The sequence below is a fragment of the Lentzea jiangxiensis genome (assembly GCF_900104175.1).
GTDB classification, from domain to species: Bacteria; Actinomycetota; Actinomycetes; order Mycobacteriales; family Pseudonocardiaceae; genus Lentzea; species Lentzea jiangxiensis.
In genome coordinates this window covers 767509-784059 of sequence record NZ_FNIX01000002.1, presented here as the reverse complement: position 1 = coordinate 784059, position 16551 = coordinate 767509, and the positions used below count along the sequence as shown (strand labels likewise).

General features: G+C 73.1%; 5 protein-coding genes. 4 read left to right on the top strand and 1 reads right to left on the bottom strand.

The window, feature by feature from the left end; all coding sequences use genetic code 11:
- Positions 1 to 11 precede the first annotated feature (11 nt).
- From BLQ91_RS11245 to BLQ91_RS11230, 4 genes are all read left to right on the top strand, one after another.
- Positions 12 to 3362, top strand: a complete 3351-nt coding sequence (locus BLQ91_RS11245; RefSeq protein ID WP_090096646.1) for a hypothetical protein — start codon at positions 12 to 14, stop codon at positions 3360 to 3362.
- On the top strand, positions 3359 to 14251 hold the full coding sequence (locus tag BLQ91_RS11240) for a LysM peptidoglycan-binding domain-containing protein (RefSeq protein ID WP_090096645.1): 10893 nt from the start codon (positions 3359 to 3361) through the stop codon (positions 14249 to 14251). Before BLQ91_RS11245 ends, BLQ91_RS11240 begins: the two co-directional genes overlap by 4 nt.
- A gap of 64 nt (positions 14252 to 14315) precedes the next feature.
- Entirely contained in the window at positions 14316 to 14681 is a 366-nt protein-coding gene (locus tag BLQ91_RS11235; RefSeq protein WP_143022597.1) for a PH domain-containing protein, read from the top strand.
- Between the two features lie 28 nt (positions 14682 to 14709).
- A complete protein-coding gene (locus BLQ91_RS11230) occupies positions 14710 to 15831 on the top strand; it encodes a hypothetical protein (protein WP_143022596.1) in 1122 nt (373 codons plus the stop codon).
- 359 nt (positions 15832 to 16190) lie between these two features.
- Here BLQ91_RS11230 and BLQ91_RS11225 read toward each other — a convergent pair whose 3' ends face one another.
- Complete coding sequence (locus BLQ91_RS11225) at positions 16191 to 16499, bottom strand: NUDIX domain-containing protein (protein WP_245733324.1); 309 nt, start codon at positions 16497 to 16499, stop codon at positions 16191 to 16193.
- Positions 16500 to 16551: the final 52 nt, after the last annotated feature.

The following is a 16551-nucleotide window of genomic DNA, read 5'->3' as shown; positions in this document are numbered from 1 at the left end:
GGTCCGGGAGCATGGTCGTCTTCAGCCCGACGGACTCGCCCCACCTGTACGCCGCGCCTGCACCGGGGGTCTGGGTCGCGCTCTACCTGCCCGACCCGCCCGCCCCGCCGCCCGCCTCGATCACGCTCGCCGACGCCTTCGCGGGCCCCGGCACGTTCGTGTTCTCCGCCGCGCCCGGCCTGGACCTCGGCCACCACGCCGGGGCCGTCGTGGCCGCCGTGCCGCTCGTGCTGCGCGACGCCCACGCCGACCGGGGCATCGTGTGGCTGACCGACCCGCGTCGCCCCGGTGAGGGCGCCCAGGTGATCGGTCTGCGCACCTTCCTCGGCGTCACGGTCGTCAGCCCGGGCCGCGGCCTGCCGCTGGTGCCCGGCAACCTGTTCCTGACCGTGGGCAACGGCGTCGGTGTCGCCCTCGACGGCGACGTGGTCACCCTGACCCCGGTGGCCGGCGCCGTGCTGGGGTTCACGGGGGCCGCCGCGCCGTCGTCGGCGGTGGTCGAGGGGCCGGTGACCCTGCCGTTCAGCGGCACGCGGGCGGGATCGGTCGTGTTCGGCGTGTCGATCGCGCGCAAGCAGCTGCTCACCGACCTGCGGTGGGGCTTTCAGCTGCTGTGCCCGGGTGTGGGCGGTGTGCGGGCGCAGTGGTACCCGTTGGCGGAGGCCACTGCGCCGGACGTCGTGCCGTTCGCCGCGTCGGTCGACCCGAGCGACCCGACCAACGCCCGGCTGGCCGGGCGGACCCGGCTGGGCTTCACCACCGCGACCGAACTGGTCTCGGGGTTCCGCACCGCGCACGGCGGCAAGGTCACCCTGGTCCCGGTCACCTCGGGCGACCACCCGGCCGGTCTGACGCTGGCGCTGGGCAGCCCCAGGACGCCCAGCCCGCCCGGCTTCGCGTTCGGCCCGGAGGGCGATTTCACCGTCGACGCCGAGACGGAGCTGTTGTGCGGGTTGAGCGCCACGGAGACCATGACCGTCCGGGGCGGGCCGTCCGGGGACCGGCTGCGGTTCACCGCCAACCGGCCGGCCTTCGCGGGCGACTACCCGCCGCCGGTCGCGACCACGCTCGGCGTGCCGATCGACCCGGCGGCGCCGGCGCTGGACGACCGCTACCGCACGGCATGGGTCGCGGTGGTCCCGGCGGCGGGCGGCACCGCCCGCTACAGCGCCCAACCCCAGGGCTCGCCGCTCTACGGCTTCGACACGGTCGTCCGGCCGACGAGCGACGAGTTGCTCGGCCCGGTCCGGCCCGCCGTGCCGGTGCCGCACACCGACCCGTTCCCGTTGGTCCCGTACGGCCTCGCGGTGCCGCGCGAGTACGGCCCGGTGATCAGCTTCGGCGAGGAGGACATCGCCGGGGTGGAGCAGTTCGCCGTGGCGTCGACCCGCCGCGCGTGCCTGGGCCCGCCCGGACCGGCCTCCCCGAGCGGCGCGGACCTCCAGTGGACGACCACGCCCGCCGGGCTGCTGGCGTCGGTCGACCCGGCCAGTGGGGCGTTCACCTCCGTGGTCCTCGGGGTCAACCGCGCCACCGGCTGCTGGCTGGCGTTCAACGACCCGGACCCGGTGCTGCGGCAGGCGTTGCAGACCTCGGACCTGTTCCTGGTCGCGGTCGACCCGAAGCACCTCGGGGCCGGCAGGCCCAGCCCCGCCGGCGCCGGCCCGCCGCCCCCGGACGGCACGCCGACGTTCTACAACCGGATGTCGATCGAGGGGTGGGAGACCACCATCGACGTCGGCCGCGACAACACCTACGGCGACTACCGCAACGTGCTGATCGTCAAGGGCTGCCGGGGGCGCCTGGTCGACCTGGTGGCCAAGCCCACCGCGTGGACCCAGGCGGCGGACTTCGCGCTGCGCGCCGACGGTGGCGACGAGGCGGAACTGCCGGTGCTGGCCCAGTGGCTGGCCGACTACGTCCGAGCGGGCATCGATCGGCCCGGCGTGTGGTTCGACAACTTCCGGGCCATCGCCACCGACCCGGCCTGGACCGGTGTGCTGGTCCTCAAGGCCTCGCTCACCGCGCTGCCGGGCGATCTCGCCGGGCTGCTCGCGGTGATCGACCGGGAGGACTCCTACGCCCACCACCTCGGGGTCGCGATCAGCCCGATCGGCATCACCGGCGACCGCCGGCTGGACATCACCGGCTCCAGTTCGCTGTTCCAGCTCGTCGACTACGCCAACCCGGCGCTGCCCGACCCGGAGCCGGTGGCACCGCTGCCCCCGGCCGGTCCCGGCCCCTACGACTTCCGGCTGTTGACGCTGCGGGCGTTGTTCGAGAACACCTCCGTGCGCGGGTTCGACGGCTTGGCCCAGCTGACCCTGTCGGAGTTCTTCGGCGACCGGGTGCTGCACATGGACGACCCGGACGACGTCTACCACACGATCCTGCTCAAGTGCGCCTACCAGCTCCAGGGCGACGTGGGCGCGTTCGTGCTCGACAACACCGACGACAGCGTGTTCACCCTCGACGGGGACGTCCTGCGCCGGGTCGAGGTCACCAAGGCGCAGATGGTCACCACGGACGCCACGACCGTGCGGTTCGACCTGTGGGGCTTCCTCGACTTCGGTGTGCTGTGCGCCGTCGGCGCGGTGCCGGGGGTGCAGGACGTGCCGTTCGACCTGTTCGGTTTCGGCAGTCCGCCCAAGAGGCCGCGTTCGCGTGCCGGTCTGAGCTTTTCCGGTCTGTCGGTCGTCATGGACACCTCGGTCGACCCGCCCGCGTACGGCTTCGACGTCGGGGCGCTGACCTTCGACCCGTCCCGGTCCACGTCCCGGCCCGGCAGCCTCTACCAGGCGTTCGGCCTGCGGCTGAAGGACCTCCTGCACGGCGACACGACCGACGACCCGTCCGCACAGGACTACCTCCCGGTGCCGACGAGCGCGCCGCTGTCCGGGGTGGCCGGGAAGCGTTGGTACGCCTTGGAGTTCCAGCTCGACCTGGGCACGATCGGCGCGCTGGCGAGCGATGTCGGCCTGAGCGCCGGGCTGATCGTCGCGTGGTCGCCCGGACCCGTGCGCGACCGTTCGAGCACGACCGTGGTGCCCTACGACGCGATGGCGGGTCTGCGACTGCCGGGGGTGACCAGCAAGAGCCGCGGCTTGACCGTCCAGAGCGTGCTGAAGCTGTCGGTCGGCGACCTGCGGCTGACCTACGAGCCCGCGCCGCCCTCGGCGTCGCGGTACTGGGTGTTGTGGCTCAACGACATCGCGCTGAAGTTCCTCGGCCTGCTCAAGATCCCGCCCAACGGCGCGGTCGGGTTCGCCTGCTTCGGCGGACCGGACGCCGGCGGCGACCCGCGCGGGATCGGCTGGTACGCGGTCTACAACCAGGACAAGCCCAAGGCGGGGATCCGATGAGTTCGCCACTGGCCAACCTGCACCTGCTGTTCGACGTGATGGAGGCGGGCAACACCGCGAGCACCGGCGCCGCGTTCGAGGCCTTCCGCAAGCGCCTCGCGGGCAGCCCCGGCACGCGGGTCCTGGTCGACGACGGCGGCGGGCCGGAGTACCAGGCGTCCAGCGCCAACGTCGTGCGCCGGCTGTGCACGCCGCCGAGCGGGACGGTCCCGGGTTACGGCTACACCGGCGCGGTCGAGGTGTACCTGCTGACCGCGGACGGCGGCTACCCGGCCCGGCTGGCCGCGATGCTGCTCCTGCTGCCCGAACTGGTGCCGGTGACCGGTTCGCCGGGCACCTACCGGTTCGGCGGCGACCAGGGCGCCACGGTCACCTTCCCGGAGTTGCGGCGCGGCGCGACCCCGCCGGCGCAGAGCGTGCCGCTGGGGTTCACCGGCGGCGCGGTCGAGGACATGGACTACGCCAAGGCCCTCAACGTCGAGCACTTCCTGCGGTTGCAGCCCTACCGCTCTCCCGCGCCCCACACGATCGAGAACGCCGACGGGTCCACAGTGGACCTGGAGAAGGTGGCGCTGCTGGGCGGTGCCGGGTTCCCGCAACGCGCCTACCGCCTGTCGCCGCCCGCGCCGGCGTGGGGCGCCGAGCAGGGGCAGCAGTCCGCGATCGTCGAGTACCTGACCGGTGACGCGCTGCTGGACCAGGCCGACCTGTGCGCGGTGCGGGGCATCCGCTACCCGGGTGAGTGCGAGATCGGCACGGCGGGCGAGGTCCTGGCGGTCACCCTGGCCGGTTACCTGGCGCGGGGCTTGCGGCCCGACACCAAGCCGCTGGTCGTGGTCAACCTCGACGCCTACGAGGGCGACGACCAGGAGTTCCCGCAGAACACGTTCGCGTTCGTGCAGGACGTGCTGGCCTGCCGCGCGCACTTCCCCGACGACCGCTCACCCGTGCGGAGGAAGGCTTCGGAGCAGGCGTTCGCGCTGTTGCACTCCGCGTCGCGGTTGCAGGTCCTCGACTACCTGCCCGCGCGCGAGGACAACCTCGCCCGGGTCCAGGAAGCCGTGAACGGGTGGCTGCTGAAGGCCGCCGACAAGGACCCGCGCCGCCTGCTGTACGTGCAGTTGGGCCGCACGGCCGCGCCCGTCGCGCCGATCCTGTGCGACCACGTGCTGACCCGGTCGACGCTGCCCCCGGTGTTCGCCGACCAGGGCAGCGCCAACCTGATGATGACCACCGGCAAGGCGTACTTCCTGGTCGACCACGTGCCGCTGCGCCGCGCCGGCGACGCGAACCCCGGTTACCCCAGCGGCATCCTGTCGCCGAACGGGACCAGTGCCGTCGCCGGCCGGGTCCAGCGGGTCGCGAACTGGTTCAACCTGCAACCCAAGGACTGGCCGCTGCGCGGGGACAGCCCGACCACGGCGGTCCCGGCGTTCATCAGCACCTACCTCGACCAGGTGCGCGCGAAGTGGGGCCCCTACTACGACTACTTCACCGGGGTGCGCGACTTCTACGGCAAACCGGAGAACGACAAGCTGAACATGGCGGTGGCCTACCTCGACTCCACCCTGCCGACCCAGCCGCCGGACACGCTGGCCGGTCTCCACCAGAAGTTCTCGGCCGCCGCGGCGAGCGGCCCGGTGGACTTCGCCGCGCAGCTCAACCCGGCGGGCGGGATCGGGAAGTTCACCGCCCGGTTGCAGTCGGCGTTCCAGGGGCGGTTGACGATCGCCGGCGCCACGGTGACCAGGCAGCCCGCCACCGGGAAGATCACCGAGGTGCTGGTCACCGGCGAGGGGACCCTCGGGCCGCTGGGCTCGCCGGTCACCGCACGGTTCACCCAGACCGGGGACGGCGTGGTGCTGGACTTCCGGTTCGCCACACCGCTGGACTGGCGGCCGGACGGCCTGCCGTGGATCGGCTTCGCCGCGCCGTTCATCGGGTTCCTGGTGGCCGACGCGGGCGCGGGCGTGGCGGGGCTGCTCGGCGGGCGGTTGCGGTGCGGCGGCGTGGAACTCGACTTCAGCGCACCGGTCCCGCCGACGCTGCGGGGCGCGGTGTTCACCGCCGACCACGTGACGGGCGTGTCGATCGACGCCTTCTACCAGCTCGTCGGCGGGGTGAGCCTCGTGTCGGTGCTGCCCAAGCCGCTGGACGTGGTCGCCGCGCTGGCCGTCGAGCACGCCGAGTTCGGCCTGACCGCCGACGGTGACCCGACCTCGTTCGCGGTGGACTACTTCGCCTTCCGCCTCGGCTGGCACGACCCGGTGGGCTGGGAGCTGCTGCCCCGCGTGCTGCTCAAGGACCTGACGATCGGGCTGACCGTGCGCGACCCGGGCCAGGCCCGCACCGTGCGCGGCACGATCACCGGCCGGTTCGCCATCGGCACCGGCGTGGTCGAGGTCAGCGTCGCCGCGCCGGAGCTGGCCTACCGGGGCGCGCTGGTCGACGGCCGGATCGAGCTGACCGACCTGCTGGCGTTGTTCCTGCCCGGTGTCACCCTCGCCCCGCCGTCGCCGCCGGCGATCACCCAGTTCTCCCTCGACGGCACGAAGGCCACCGGTGACTTCACGCTGAGCTGCGCGCTGGGCTTCGCGTGGCCGATCCCCTCCCGCGATCTGCCGATCATCCGGCTGGACGGCATCGGTTTGCTGGTCGACCGCGCCACCGGCGTGACCACCGGCACCCTCACCGGCTCGGCCACCCTGCTGCCCGACGACCCGGACAACGCCCTCGAGCTCACCCTGGAGGCCGCCTACCTGGGCGCGGAGAAGGGGTGGCGGTTCGCCGGCAAGACGGGCGGCGAGCTGTCGCTGACCAAGCTCATGCGCCGGTACCTGGACGGTTTCGCGCCGCCCGACGACTACGGCATCACCGCCCTGGCGCTGCGCGCCGAGCCGACGACCGGTTCCTACGAGATCAGCGGCCGGACCGCGCAACCGTGGCGGGTGCCGTTCCTCGACTCGCTCACCATCGAGGCCGCGATGCGGCTGGCGTACGCGAAGAACGCCTACTCGGGCGAGCTGAAGGCCACCGTGCACTGGTGCGGGATGGACCTGGTGCTGGAGTGCCGCTTCGGTGAGCAGTACGTGTACCTGCTGGACTGGGGCGTGCTGCACGCGGAGGTGAAGCAGAACGAGAAGAAGGAGTGGGTCGCCACCGGCTCGCTGCGCACGGTCACGCTGGGCAAGCTGGTGGAGGACTTCATCTCCTACGCCACGGGCAGCCGCTACGGGCTGGCCGCGCCGTGGAACCTGCTGGAGTCGATCACCCTCGCCAAGGTCAACGTGACGTTCAACTTCACCACCAAGGCGGTCGGGTTCGTCGTGGACGTCGGCCCGGTGAACCTGGGGTTCTGCACGATCAAGTCGATCAGCGTGGGCTACGACGCCGACAAGGGCAAGGTTCTGATCGGGCTCACCGGGTCGTTCGCGTGGCAGCAGGGCGACACGCTGAACTGGGACGCCACCCAGCCGCAGCAGACCCCGGCGCCGCCCGGCGGCGGCAACCAGCTGCTCGACCTGCGGCTGGCGGCGCTGGGCCAGCACGTGCGGGTGGCCGGCGACCTGAGCACGGTGCGCAAGGTCATCGAGGAGTTGCGCAAGCTCGGCCCGGGCGACGCGCCGATCGCCGGGCCCCGGGGCGGGGTGTCGTTCGACCCCGACTGCGGGTGGCTGGTGGCGACGAACTTCGGCCTCATCCGCATCGAGGAGACCGGCGGGTACACCGTCGAGCTGTCGGCGGTGTTCAACGACCCGGTGCTGTACGGGTTGCGCGTGGCGCTGACCGGTCCGGCGGCGAAGGTGTTGGCGGGGTTGGCGTTCGAGGTGCTCTACCGGCGGATCAGCGACACGGTCGGCGTCTACCAGACCGAACTGGTGCTGCCCGAGGCGATGCGCACGATCGAGCTGGGGGCGTTCTCGGTGACCATGCCCGCGCTGGGCCTGGCCATCTACACCAACGGTGACTTCCAGGTGGACTTCGGGTTCCCCTGGAACAACGACTTCAGCCGGTCCTTCGCGGTGAGCGCGATCGTGCCCCCGGGCATCCCGGTGCTCGGCGCGGCCGGGTTCTACTTCGGCAAGCTCAGCAGCGAGACGTCCTCGAAGGTGCCCGCCGCCACCAACGGCCGGTTCGACCCGGTGATCGTGTTCGGGCTCGGCGTCCAGGTCGGCGTGGGCAAGAAGGTGCAGTACGGTCCGCTCAAGGCGGGCATCGCGATCACCGTGTTCGGCGTGGTGCAGGGCGTGCTGGCCAAGTGGCACCCCAACTCACGCGCGGGCGGCGACGGCGCGGCCGGCCAGTTGCAGGAGGGGTACTTCTTCTCGCTGGACGGCACGTTCGGCATCATCGGCGAGCTGTACGGGGCCGTGGACTTCGCCGTGATCAAGGCGTCGGTCGACATCAAGATCAAGGCCTACGCGCAGATCACCTACATCGCTTACCACGACATCCCGGTCTCGGTGGTCGCCGCCGTGGACGCCAGGGCGTCGCTGGAACTGGATTTCGGCCTGTTCTCGATCACCCTGCACTTCTCCTTCTCCCTCACGGTGAAGGAGACCTTCGTGATCAAGAACAGCGGCACCGCGCCGTGGCGGGTGTCCTCCCCGCTGGCCGATGCTCACCGCCGGCGGCTGCGCGACGCGGGCCGCCGCGCGCTGCCCGCCGTCTCGGCGGTCACGGAGCTGCACTGGGGCAACCTCGCTGCGGCGGCCGAGCCGCAGGGCCTGACCTGCTACCTGGTGCCATCGGTGACGGTGTCGGCCGACGGGGCGCGGACCGCCGCCGAGCAGGCCGTGTGCGCGGTCGTGCTGCTGGCGGTCGAGTCCGCGGACCCGGCGGTCCCGCGTGGCCCGGAGACCGAGGACAGCGGCTTCGACCTGCTGGCCCGGCAGGTGCTGCGGTGGGTCGCGGCGGCGTCGCTGCCCGTCTCGGGCGCGCCCTACAGCGTCGCGGCGGTGGACGCGGCGGTGTTCTCCGACGACGACCTGGCCGCCGTCACGGCCGTGCTCGCCGACCGGGCCACCGCCACCCCGGTGCCGGTGGACGCGATCTGCGCGTTCCTGGCCGCCCAGTTCCGGCTGGACGTGAGCGTGCCGTCGGGTGCGGGGCGGGTCGACGCGGCGCCGTTGCCGATGCCGCCGCCGCTGGCGTTGCGGATGCCCGCGTACGGCGGCGCGCCCGCGCTGGACTACACGTTCGCCGACTTCAACACCACGAGCGCGGGCTACCTCGCGTCGCTGCGCGAGTACTTCGCCGACCTGTCGGTCCAGGTGGGGGCGGAGGTGGGGGCGGACCTCGGCGGCGGGGACGGCGAGTCGGTGGGCAGCTTCGCCTTCGCCGACTACTTCCGGCTCATCGCGCAGCAGGCGTGCGAGGCGGCCCGGGACGCGCTGCGCTCCTACCGCTACCCGCTGCGGGCCGGCGAGAGCATCGGCGACGTCGTGGCGTGGGCGACCGGCGCCGGGGCCACCGACTTCACCGCGGCGGACCTGGTGGAGGGCAACCGGGACCACCCGTTCTCGGCCGGGCAGGCGATCCCCGTGCGGGGCGCGGTCGTCCAGGCCGGCGCGACCGACACGTTCACCACCCTGGCGCGGGCGACCGGTGACCTGGTGACCGCGCGCGGGCTGGCGCTGGCCAACCACGACGAGCGGGACGTGCTGCGGCCCGCGGCCGTGCTGACCGGACCCGACGGGCAGCCCTACGTCGTCGAACCCGACGACACGCTGGACAAGGTCGCCGCGCACTTCGGTGTCGACCTGCCCACCCTGCTGGACCGGGCGCCGGGCCTCCTGACGCAGGCGGGTCTGCTGGTGGTGCCCTCGGTGCTGCTGCTGCCCGACCTGGTCTACCCGACCACCGCCGGTGACACCCCGGCGGGCGTGGCCGCGCGGTTCGGCCTGCCCGTCGCGGCGCTGGCCAACCCCGCCCTCGACGCGGTCCGGTTCGACCCGGCGACACCGCTGGACCTGCCGCACCTGGGCCGGTTGACGCTCGGCGCCCTGCTGGACGACATCACCGCCACCAACGGCCTGTCCCGCATCGGCGGCATGGCGGGCCGGTACGCGCTGCACGGGCTGCGCCTGCCCACCCGGGGCGTCACGCCCGCCCCGGCGGAACCGGACCTGGGCCTGTACGCGCTCACCGGCCAGCAGATCCCGCTGCCCGCGCTGGAGAAGGACAAGCCGTTGACGCTCTCGCTGGTGCGGCCGGCCGGGCTGACGTGGGTGGACTTCGGCGGCGGCGACCAGCTCACCGTGTCGATCGCGCACGGGGCACCCGACTCGCTGTGGCCCACCATCACGGCTTTGCAGGAGTTCCTCGCCTCCCCCGACTACCGGTTCGCCCCACCGGGCGCCACCGTCGGCGTCGAACCGTCCTATGCGGACCAGCCCACGACGTACCCGACGACGGGGGTGACGCCGTGGCTGAGTGCGGGCCCCGTCGTGCTGCCCCACGGCGCACCGCCGGCCGGCACCCGGGAACCGCGGCTGTGGTCCTTGCCCGGCACGCTCACGGGCTTGGCCGACCCGCTGCGCTACGCCCCGCCCCGGATGCGACCGGTCCTGGGCCGGTACGACGAGGCGCGCGGGACGCTCGTGGAGTCCCCGATCGACTGCTACGGCTGGGCCACCCTGGTGGGCTTCACGGTCAAGCGCCTGCCCGACGTGCCGGCCTGCGAGCTGCTCACCGTCGGCGAGGCGGACATCGTGCTGCTGGAACGGGCGCTGGCCGCGTTGGACGGCAGCAGCGCGCCGGTGGCCGGGTTGACCGTGGTGTTCCCGGCCGACGCCGTCGCGGGCGCACCGGCCGGCCTGCGGTCCGGCGCTGCCGACGCGGTGACCTTCGGCCTCCTGCAAGCCAACCTCACCACCACCACGGCGCCGCCGACGCTCGCCGACGCCGAGCGGGCCGGGAACCTCACCTCGCCGTACGACTTCCTGCGCCTGCTGTGGGAGGGCGGGATCACCCGCTCGGGCGGCTACTACCTGTACTACGAGGACGACGGGCACGGGCTGCCCGACTACCTGTTCAACGACAAGGGCGAGGCCGCGTTGAGCGTGCTCGTCGTGTGGGACACGCAGTCAGCCGACCGGTACGTCAACACGTTGGCCACCGTCGCGCCGTTCGACACGTCCTCGGCGACGGTCTACGCGCAAAGCGTCCCCGCAGTGGTTGACGTGTCCCTTGTGGACGGAGACAACCCGTCCCTGGACGCCTTGGCGCACCGCTACTACACGCGGACGACGACGATCGCCGAAGCCAACCTGACGGCGCCGCTGGCCAGGGGCACGACACTGCGGTCCGCCCGGGGCGACTACCTGGTGACCGCCGCCGACCCGGGCGGCGACCCGGCCCGCATCGCCGCGCACTTCGGCACCACGACCGCCGACCTGGAACGCGCCAACCCGCAGATCACCTCGTGGGGGCCGCTGCCGGTGGGCACCGCCCTGCTGCTGCCCGCGCTGACGCTGGCCGTGGGCACCGGCGCGGTGGGCACCGACCTGGCCGCCATCGCGGGCCGCTACGGGACCACCGTCGCCGCCCTGGCCGCCGACAACGCCACAGTGGCGCCGCTGTTCGCGGCCGGCCAGAAGCTGCGGGTGCCGACCGGTCCCACCAGCCGCGTGCCGACCACGGCGCCGGGCTGTCTCGGCCTGGCCGCGACGCGCACCCCGCCGGCGCCGCCGCCACCGCCCGCGGACCCGGGGTTCGCGCGGCTGTACCTGCAACGGCAGTTCAGCCTGCTGGGCTACCGGCTGACCGGCAACGCGTGGTTCGAGGCGACCGGCCTGGGCCTGCCCATCAGCCACGACACCCCGGTGCCCGGCGCCACGCTGGCCGATCGGGCCCGCACCCCGGCCGCCCTGCCGGAGGGCGAGCCGTGGCGGTTCCACCGCGTGGTTCCGGTCGCCGCCAACACCACGCCACCCGCCAACACCACGCTGTCGGCGAACGCGAGCCCCTACGCCGGGGTCGGCGGGCTTGCCCAGCCGGAGCTGTTCTGGGTGGACCCGTTCGGCAACCGCGTGGTCGGCGAGCTGGGCGACCCGGCGCCGGCCCGGCGCACGCCGATGCCGGTGGCCTACACCGATCCGCTGGTGGGTCTGAGCCAGTGGCCCGGCGTGGCCGCCGCCTACCGCGTGCTGGACACCGGGTCCGGTCCGACGCTGCGGTTCACCGCGTCCCTGGACGCCTCGGCGTACTCGCCGCCCGCCGCCGGCCCGGACGACGGCGCGTGGCGGGAGAAGGCCCGCCAAGCGGTGCCGGTCTACCAGCGGGTGGGCGACCAGCTCGCCGCCTCGCCGCCGCCGGCCGTCGCGCTGGTCACCGCCCTGCTGCCCGAGGTGGACCTCGGGTTCGACGCCGACCGGCGGGCCGCGCTGGTGGCGTGGCTGGTCGCGACCCACGGCGTCCTGCCGTTCCTGGTGGCGCGGGCGGCGGGTGACCGTTCGGCCGTGCCGCCGGCACCGCTGGTGGTCGATTTCGCGTTCACCGCCGACCAGGTCGCTCCCGCCCAGGCGGTCGAGCTGTCGGTGGTGTTGCGCCTGGCCAGGCCTGCGGCGTTGGTCGACCCGCGGTTCGCCGGCACGTCCGTCGGCGCGGACGACACCGTGGTCGCGCCCGCTCAAGCCGGCGACGGCACGCACAGCCTGGTCGGGTTCGCTACCGCGTTCGAGGCGTGCCTGCCCGGCCGCAAGCTGGCCTCCGGGGTGGACCGCCAGGAGGTCGGCGCCGGGGGCGGCACCGCGCGGCTGTGGGTGCTGCGGGTCGGCGACGAGGGCTCCGGCGGGTTCGGGTTCGACGTCCCCGCCCACGTCGCGCCACTGGTGTACGCGGCCCGCCCGCTCTACACCAGCCTGCAATCCCGTGTGGACGTGCCGTACTACGAGTACCGGACGGCGACGGGCATCGACTTCGGCCGGCCGTCGGGGGTGCGCTCGTTCACCGGTGTGGACACCGACGTCTGGTTGCGCCGGCTGCTGGCCGCCGTCGACGCGGCGTTCGCACCCGACCTGCTGGTGGCCACCGCCCTGGTGACCCGGCTCGCGACCACACCGCTGGCGTGGGACGAACGCCTGCGCGAGGTCAAGGAGTCGCTGGCGGACGCCCTGTCCCGTCTGGTCGTGCCGGTGTTCCAGGACGAGGCGCCCGACGCCGGCCAGCTCGCCGCCGCGCAGGAGGAGTTCCGCCAACAGCTCCTGATCGCCCTGTCCAACAACTACGCCATCACGGCGGTCATGCAGGTGATGGCCTCGGTCCACGCCGACCTCGGCGAGGCCGCCCACCCGCCGCAGCTGTACGGGACGTTCCTGCCCGGGCAGGGCTCCGATCCGGACATGGCCGTGTCGGCGGCCAAGATCACCCTGGTCGACGGCGTCACGCCGCTGACGTTCACCGTCACCGCGTCGGGCACGGGCGCGGGCGGCGCGGTCCGCAAGAACGCCGTGCTCGACGTGACCTTCCGCGGCGCGTCGGTCGAGCACCGGATCGGCCCGCTGCCGGGCATCACCGACTACCTCGCGTCGTCGTGGCTGGCGTTCGTCCTACCACCGTCCACAGTGGATGACCGGTGGCCGTTGGACGGCAAGCTGCCCACCTGCGAGGTACCACTGCCGCTGCGGGCGTTCCCCGGCCCGCCGACGATGGTCGACCAGCGGGCGGGCAAGCCCCCGTCGGCGCGGTTCGCGTGGGCGGACGTGCTGCGCTGGGACTACCTCGTCACCTACGCCGAGCAGTTCCACTACCCGCAGGACGACCTGCACCTCACCGCCGCGTTCAACGTGGCCGTCAGCGGCTCCGGCGCGCTTGCCGGCACCGCCGACCCGGTCCCCGACCTGGCGGAGTTCGCGCTGGTCTACCCGCAGGTGCGCACGGACCTGCTCGACCTGGTCGCCACCGTCACCGAGTCCTCCGACATCGAGCGGATCGACCGAGCGGCGGTCGTGCTGGAGGCGTTCGTGCGGCTGTGCGAACGCGCGGCGGCCTCGCTGACCGCGTTCACCGCCGGCGGGGCGGGTGCCGCGCCGGAAGCGTCCACGCGCGGCCAACTGCCCTGGCAGACCGTGGTCACCGAGTCGTCGGTGATCAAGGACGCCACCGAGGTGCTGGTGGTGGCGGCCCGGGATGCCGTGCCGACGGGCATCGACGACCCACCCGTCATCGACGTGCCGGGCTACCACGCCGTGCCCGACACGCCCCCGCCCGGCTACCGGTACGCCTGGACCTACCGCGACGCCGACGGCACCCTCCTGCCCGCGGCGAAGGGGCAGGCCATCCCCGACCGGGTGGTGACGCTGGCGGGCCTGGACATCATGGCCGCGCAGAACGCCACGACGACCATGTGGACCGAGCGCAACCGCCACCTCGTGGCCGGCCGCACCACCGCGGACGCGTTCGTCTACCGCACCGCGCCGGCGGCGTTCCCCACACCGCTGCGGCCGACCGTGACCGTCGCGGACCCGCTGGACATGGCGGCGATCGGCGGCACCGGCCCGGTGCCGCGAACCCTGCGAGGCCAGTGGGAGAACCTGCTGGCCACCCTGTTCGCCACCGCGCCGGAAGGACCACAGCTGGTCCAGGTGAGCGCCACCTACGCGATCGCGCTCAACCCGGCCCTGCCCGCCGCGGCCACGCCCGCCACGCCGGTGCTGTTCCTGCCGCCGCTGGCCTGCGACCCCGCGACGACCGACCTGCCCGCCGTCGTCTCCGCCGGCGTGCTCGCGTGGTTCGACGCCACCCACCCCACCCCCGGTGGGCCGCTGAGGTTCACCTTCACCGTGCTGACCAGCTCGCCCGGCCGCGACGTGCCGCCCAGCCCGCTGCTCGTGCTCGACCGGCTGGAGCTGGCCTGGCGCGACTGGACCGACCACCCGCAGCACTGACCCCCTCAAGCTCCGCTCCCGGACAACGCCGGGCGGCGGTGACCGCGAAGGAGATGTGAACGAGATGCTGGAGTCGACACTGCCTGGGTTCACCGAAGCCGAAGCCCTCGGCGAACGCGATGCCGAGTTCATCGCCGAACTGCGTGACCTGCTCGAACGGCACGGCAACATCGACCGCTTCGGCCTGTGCCTGCTGCACGACCACTTCCCCGTCCAGCGCGACGAACTGCTGATGGAGACCAACGACCCCGCGACGCGCACGCTGACCTCCACGCCGCAACCGATCTCCGCCCTCGCGGAGTTCAAGGGCACGATGTGGCGGCTGCACCGGTCCGAGTCCGGCGACGTCTCGCCCACGCGGACCGTGCAGGTGCTGCGGGGCGTGCCGTGCGAGATCCTCCAGGGCTGCAAGGAGGACAAGTGCAAGTAGGCACGGCCGAGTGAGCGGTGCCACGCCGGTGGCGGTCACCCGACTCGACGAGTTCGAGGAGTTCTACGGCCGCGAGTGGCGGCCGGAGAACGTGGTGACCGTCCCCGGCGCGCGCCTGCTGCACGCCGACCGGGACGCCCTGGCCCGCGACCTGGGCGACCTGATCACCGCCGACGACCTGACCGACCTCGGATGGCTGACTCGGCAGGTCGGTGTGTTGTCCCGGACGCAGGCGGCCCAGGACCGGGCGCAGACCCGGCTGCGGGCGGTGGGCCCGGAACGGCGGGTGCACCGCCCGCCCCGCTACACGCGGGCGGCGCTGGTCCCGGTCGTTCTACCGGCGGGCGCCACCGTGCTGTTCGACGTCAAGGGCTGCGGCGTGCGGCCCGGGTACCGGCCGGTCCCCGGCGGCGCGCACGGGTTGTTGGGGCTGGGCGAGGCCGTGCGAGAAGTCGCCCTGGCACGTCTGGCCCGGACGGCCCTGCGCCGCGCCGGCCACCCGATGAGCCCGGTCGGCCACTACGCGATCGTCGACCTGGGCGTTGACGTCCTGGACCGGGCGGGCCGGCCCGGCGAGCCGGCGGTGCTGCTCGTGCGGCAGGCCCGCACCCGGCCGGAGTTCCAGTGGGGTGATCGCGACCCCGGCACGGGCACCGCCGCGGAACTGCTGGACGTCGAGCTGACCCTGCGCCGGTACGGCATCACCGCGAGTTCCTCCGGCGCGATCCGCTTCCGGCTGCGCCACCGGGTGGGCGGCCCGGAGGTCGTGCGTGACGGCGTGGTCGTGCCGCTCGAGCCGCGACGGCTCGCGCGGGTAGCGGCGGCGGTCGGCTTCGACGGCCGCGAAGTACTGATCGACGGGGTGAACGTGCAGGTCACCACGGACCGCCGGATGGTCGACTTCGGCTGCTACCGGCTCGCCGACCGGTTCACGCACGCGTTGTTCGCCGCCGCCGACCGCGACTGCGAGACCCTGCGCGGCCTGTTCGTGGCCCCGCACGAGGCCCGCTACCCGCAGCCCGTGTCGAGCCTCGCCGGCGCGTTCGAGCTGCCCGAGTGGGCACGCCTGCGTGACCTGCTGGATGGCCGTCCGGAGCCGGGGCAGCTGGACGCGCTGCTGACCGCGTTCCTCGACCGCCTACCCGCGTGACGACCGCTCGGCAGTGACCTGCGGGCGAGATCGCCGCGTCGGTGCTGGTGTTGCGGACGTTGCACGATTTGTCGGATCGGGAGCCGGCGCGGCGGTGTGCTGATCGTCATGGCGAGTAGTGCACGCACGATCCGTCGAAGCGACCAGCTGGCCACGAGCGGCGTGAAGGCTTCTTGAGGCTTCTGCAGATCGAGCCTGCCAACCTGGGCGGAGCGGTTCGGCGTCCAGTGGGCGATGGCGCTCGAAGAGGACAAGTCGCTGGAACTTCTCACTGAGGCGGCTGCGGCCCTGTAGCGGATCACTCAAGCGTGGCCTCCTGACCTCGCCGGTGACCTTGAGGCGGTGTCAGTCGAGCAAGCTCAGCGGCGTGACGTCGAGAGTGCCCGCAAGGAACTTGTCGGCAGACTGGGCAGTTGAGCGGGAATCAGCTTGTCGGTGCAGCGGCGTAGCTCGGCTGCTGACCACCAGCGTCGTTCGATCAGTCCGGCCTTCTCGTTCTCGGTGGGCTTGAGCGCCACCTTTGGCGCGGCGTCGGTGATGCGGCTGAGGAGGACGTGGTCCTGGCGGTGGTGGTCGCGTCCCTTGTAGTGGAAGCGCGATTCGCGGATCCACAGCTTGTGGCCCAGGGACGGAATGATGAGTCCGGTCTCCTCCGCGACCTCACGCACAGCGGCATCCTCTGGTTGCTCGCCCTGCTCGAGGCCTCCACCCGGGTAGCTC

Coding starts and splice junctions, on each gene's coding strand:
- BLQ91_RS11245 (WP_090096646.1), top strand. CDS start 12: ATGGTCGTCTTCAGCCCGACGGACTCGCCCCACCTGTACGCCGCGCCT.
- BLQ91_RS11240 (WP_090096645.1), top strand. CDS start 3,359: ATGAGTTCGCCACTGGCCAACCTGCACCTGCTGTTCGACGTGATGGAG.
- BLQ91_RS11235 (WP_143022597.1), top strand. CDS start 14,316: ATGCTGGAGTCGACACTGCCTGGGTTCACCGAAGCCGAAGCCCTCGGC.